The sequence below is a fragment of the Oleiphilus sp. HI0123 genome (assembly GCF_001635315.1).
Genome location: NZ_LWGE01001204.1, coordinates 1 through 4,137 on the forward strand (window position 1 = coordinate 1; position 4,137 = coordinate 4,137).

4 protein-coding genes are annotated in these 4,137 nt (G+C 43.2%); all 4 read right to left on the reverse strand.

Annotation, left to right across the window (positions count from 1 at the left end; translation table 11 throughout):
• A partial coding sequence (locus A3761_RS13535; RefSeq protein WP_197473047.1) for a hypothetical protein occupies positions 1-1,432 on the reverse strand: 1,432 nt, incomplete at its 3' end.
• Positions 1,433-1,647: 215 nt separating this feature from the next.
• Positions 1,648-2,586: a GGDEF domain-containing protein gene (locus A3761_RS13540; protein WP_068516523.1), complete on the reverse strand. Its 939-nt coding sequence runs from the start codon at positions 2,584-2,586 to the stop codon at positions 1,648-1,650.
• Between the two features lie 44 nt (positions 2,587-2,630).
• Positions 2,631-2,807: a hypothetical protein gene (locus A3761_RS26280; RefSeq protein WP_156490164.1), complete on the reverse strand. Its 177-nt coding sequence runs from the start codon at positions 2,805-2,807 to the stop codon at positions 2,631-2,633.
• A 194-nt stretch (positions 2,808-3,001) separates the two neighbouring features.
• On the reverse strand, positions 3,002-4,021 hold the full coding sequence (locus A3761_RS13545) for a DUF523 and DUF1722 domain-containing protein (protein ID WP_082865023.1): 1,020 nt from the start codon (positions 4,019-4,021) through the stop codon (positions 3,002-3,004).
• Between the last annotated feature and the right edge of the window lie 116 nt (positions 4,022-4,137).

The following is a 4,137-nucleotide window of genomic DNA, read 5'->3' on the forward strand; positions in this document are numbered from 1 at the left end:
TTTTTGCATCGGCATAGTTCCACGCATCACATTCGTTTGCACATTGCATAATACGCATTGGGCTTTGCTTATTGCCTTGGCCGAAATGCTGCCCAGGATGCGGAAAGTTAGGCACCCAGCATTCTTCTGTACACATACCGATATTCACATAAACACGAATCAGCGCTAGGTGTTCACCGACACTATCTTCACCGCCTTTCAGTACGTGACGAGTGCGCGCTGTTGAAACTTCACCCGTGACCGGGTCTTTCATTTCATGCTCAAAGACACGCTTGTTATGGAAGTCCATAATATTGTTTTGCGTACCCGGGTTGTGGCTCCAATCAGACGCTACAATCGACGTGTCAATTGTTCCTAAACGTCCTGCCATCACTGCTTGGTTCGCTAAATGGTCTTCAGGCACACCTTGGAAAAAAGCCATAGGCTGGCGCGTGTGTTGGTTACCAATTGTTGCACTCAGGTTTTCCCACTTAGGCTCATTTGGATCTTTAGGCGGGTTTGTCGGTTCAAACGCTACGTGACACTGTACACAGGGGTGTCCGATAGCAAAGCGTTTGTTTTCTTTGATTTCATTTTCTTCGTAGGCTGCAGTTCTTGCATCGTAAACCACTTTGCCAGACTCATCCTTGATCGGCTCCTGATAGTATTTACGATATCCGAGCACACCCGATGAATGAGGGTCTTGGCAGATATCATACCAATTAGAAGACGCATCACCTTGCTTACAATCCGGGTCGTTGATCAAGCCCCATTTGGTGAAACGATAAGGACGAGTGCGAGTATCTAACCACGGGTAGTTCATACCCTCTTTACCGGTTAGTCGTGCTTGGTGAATGATGTTCTCATCCTGATTACCAAAGGTACCTTTAAACCAAACATCACGGCCACGACGGGCTTGATCTCTCATTGCTTGAGCTTTTTCAGGGTCAACTGCTTCAACATCTTTGAACAGTGCATTGACATAACGACAACCCTCAGCATCATAGCCGGTTGGCTGAGGCTGATCACAAGGAGGCGGAGTATATTGAGCAATAGGCTCTATCGCCCATGTTACTGGGTCACCACGCTCATGCGTATCTGGCGATTTACCTTCTGGCCAGACTTTACGTGCTGCCAGAGTATTGTAATAGTTCTCGTTAAACCACTCAGCTCTTTCCAGCCAGTAAGGGGTACCTTTGTATACACCAGTGGTTAGATCGTTTTCGATTAAGTCTGGAATCCCGACACTTCGGAAAGTCGCTCGATAGGGTTCGTCAGAAACCTCAACGTTACCCGTTGGCAAGTCGTAAGGCGTTAAGGTGGGCACCTCTGGAATAGCTATGTTTTCTGGAACAGGCGGCACACTCGGCGGTGCTGGTGGTAAGGTCGCGAAGTGAAATACCGTCGCAGCACCAACAATAGAGGCTGTAATACCCCAGAACTTTTTACTCATAGCAATCATCCTTTTTTTTCATAAAGCATAGTACAGGCAAAAGCTATTTCCACTTATGAGTACTTACAACCTAGCCTGTAGTAATAGGAACGAGGGCACATTACAGGAAATTTAGACAAAAGGGAAAGAGCTATTACTCTAATATTTTGCGGTAACATAAGGAAATATCTAACAAACCTTGCAAGCTAGAAGTAGATTCCAGAAAGGCCCTTAACCTAGCTCTGCGTTGGTTTATCTATATCAGTAACGCTTAACTGATTTTTGCCATTGCGTTTACTTCTATAACACTCGTTATCGGCTGCACTCATCAGCTTCGAATAAGGTAAGTTATTATTACTTGTAAATGCTAAGCCGACACTACAGCCGATTTTTAGGTCACCAAGTTCAGCATTAACACCCATATTCTGCGTGTCAGCAATTATGTTCAACGCGATCGCTTTTGCCGTAGCGATTTGATCAACAAACAATAATATTGTGAACTCATCTCCACCAAGACGCGCACTAACGTCATCCTTGCGAGTTTGAGCCCGAATTATTTCCGCAAATTCAGTTAATGCTTGGTCTCCTTTTTGATGACCATAGCTATCATTTAGTTTTTTGAAATTATCTAGATCAATAAAAATAAGCGCTATGCTGTGAAGACTATTGGGGGTGCTGGTCATGTACTGCCTTTCAAACTCTCCCCTATTAAAAAGACCTACTAAGGGGTCATGATTAGCTCGATATTGCAGTGTATAGGTAAGCTTAAAATTTTCTATTAACGTTTCCCGTGTCTGACGACCCGTCTTTATCATGACAAGCATAAAGAAAGCTAATAACAGACTTAGGACGTAATGAGATTCGTAATCAAAATAAACAAATGCTAACGCAGGCAAGCCACACGCAGGCAACATAAACAAGTTAAATGCGGGGTTATCAACCGCATGTGTCGCTAGCGCTGCCGCGGTCAAGCCTACAACTGCAGACAGAATAATTACTTGATACTCAGCGGGAAGAACGGGAAAGAAACAGACCGCGCCAAGGCCAATCAAAGTTCCAGACAATAAATTTAGTAAGCGGTAAGAGTATTGCCAAAAAGGTATACCAAACTTGTCTCTCTTAAGCCTAAATAGAACCAATGCTAAGGCTCTAAAAATGGCTAAAGCTACGCCCATCAGAACCCAAGTGCCAAGAATCAACGAATCAACGAATCAACGAATCAACGAATCAACGAATCAATATAGTCGGACACAGAAAACGCAATAAGGAGTAAAACAGCTAAGCTCCCAAATGTTGCCGCCACTGCATTTGCATACAAAAGATTAACTGCACTTTCTTCAACCCAGTCTTCGGATGAACCAAAGCCTCTTGCCGCCTGAACTGATGTATTCCCCAATCGTCGCCCAACTTTTCACTATAGTTTATTATATCAAACACAGTTAACTGCATTATTTAAGGCTGTACCAAAATAAGCCTGAGTGATAACTATAGTTACTCCATGGAAGTTTTGCCAATAAAGCATTACTAGCCAAGTCCCTAAACGGTAAATCACTTAGAGGCTATATTGACTATTTCTTCATTATAAAAACACTAGTGACAATACTTACGGATAGGGTGAATGTTTTCAGGGTAAGGCTGTAGGTATCTCTGCTCATTTATATAAGCTGAGCCAAACTGACTCAAATAGTGAGACAGAAGGGTTAAAGGCGTTGCCAAAGGAGTTATGCCTTCTTTGTACTTCAAAATAGAAGACTCAATGTGCTGGCGTGACACTGAGGGTACGCTTCTTTTTAAGTACCCTAGAATATGTAATAAGGCATTTGTATGCCCTCTTCGATTGGCAGGTTTAGAGAGTGTTTGCATAAAACCCTCAAAATAACGCCCTGCAAGCATTTCGATACTTAAGCTCTTGTCACCCGCTAACAACCTGCCAAGCGCTTTCGCTTGCTTTTGATTATGTGCCATCAATAAGTATTTGTAGCTCGCATGGAATTTGGTTAGTTTTAAAACACTAGGCTGATCCAAAACTTCTTTACGAAAGTTATGATACGCATAAACGCGCATCACAAAATTGTCATACAAGACGTCATCATTGAGACGACCTTCTTCTTCAATTGGCATTAGCGGATATTTTTCCCTTAAAGCACGAGCAAAAACGCCCATCCCTGGCTTCATATGAGCATGACCATTAGGCTGATAGACTTTCACCCTTTCCATGCCGCAACTAGGCGAGTTTCTCATCAGGATATAACCATCCAAACTCCCCATTTCTGGTAGTTTGTGCTCAAAACCACTCACTAACTGATCAGTCAAGTCTTTAGAATTGTCGTCGCTAAAATTTAATTGAGGCGATTCCGGGTTGCCCGTCAGCCTCATGGTAGGTCTGGGAGTTCCAAACCCAGCAGCAACTTCTGGGCAGAAGGTTTTAAATTCGAAGTGCTTACTAAGTACATTGAGGCATAAACGAGATTGGGTATGACCGCCATTATAACGCACCTCATGACCCGCCAAACAGGCACTCAAACCTACTTGAATTGACTTCTCACCTCGGCTTTTCATAGCGTCGCTAGAAGCAGCCTTGTCGGAGACAATAACATTATGCTTTTTCATACCCATCACCCTCTTACATGCCATGCATTTTTAACAGTTCTACAAGGTATACGCGACAAGCACAAAACTAGATCATAATGACATGATTTAAAGTCAAAGTATCTCATCCAAGGCTT

Coding starts and splice junctions, on each gene's coding strand:
- A3761_RS13540 (WP_068516523.1), bottom strand. CDS start 2,586: ATGGGCGTAGCTTTAGCCATTTTTAGAGCCTTAGCATTGGTTCTATTT.
- A3761_RS13545 (WP_082865023.1), bottom strand. CDS start 4,021: ATGAAAAAGCATAATGTTATTGTCTCCGACAAGGCTGCTTCTAGCGAC.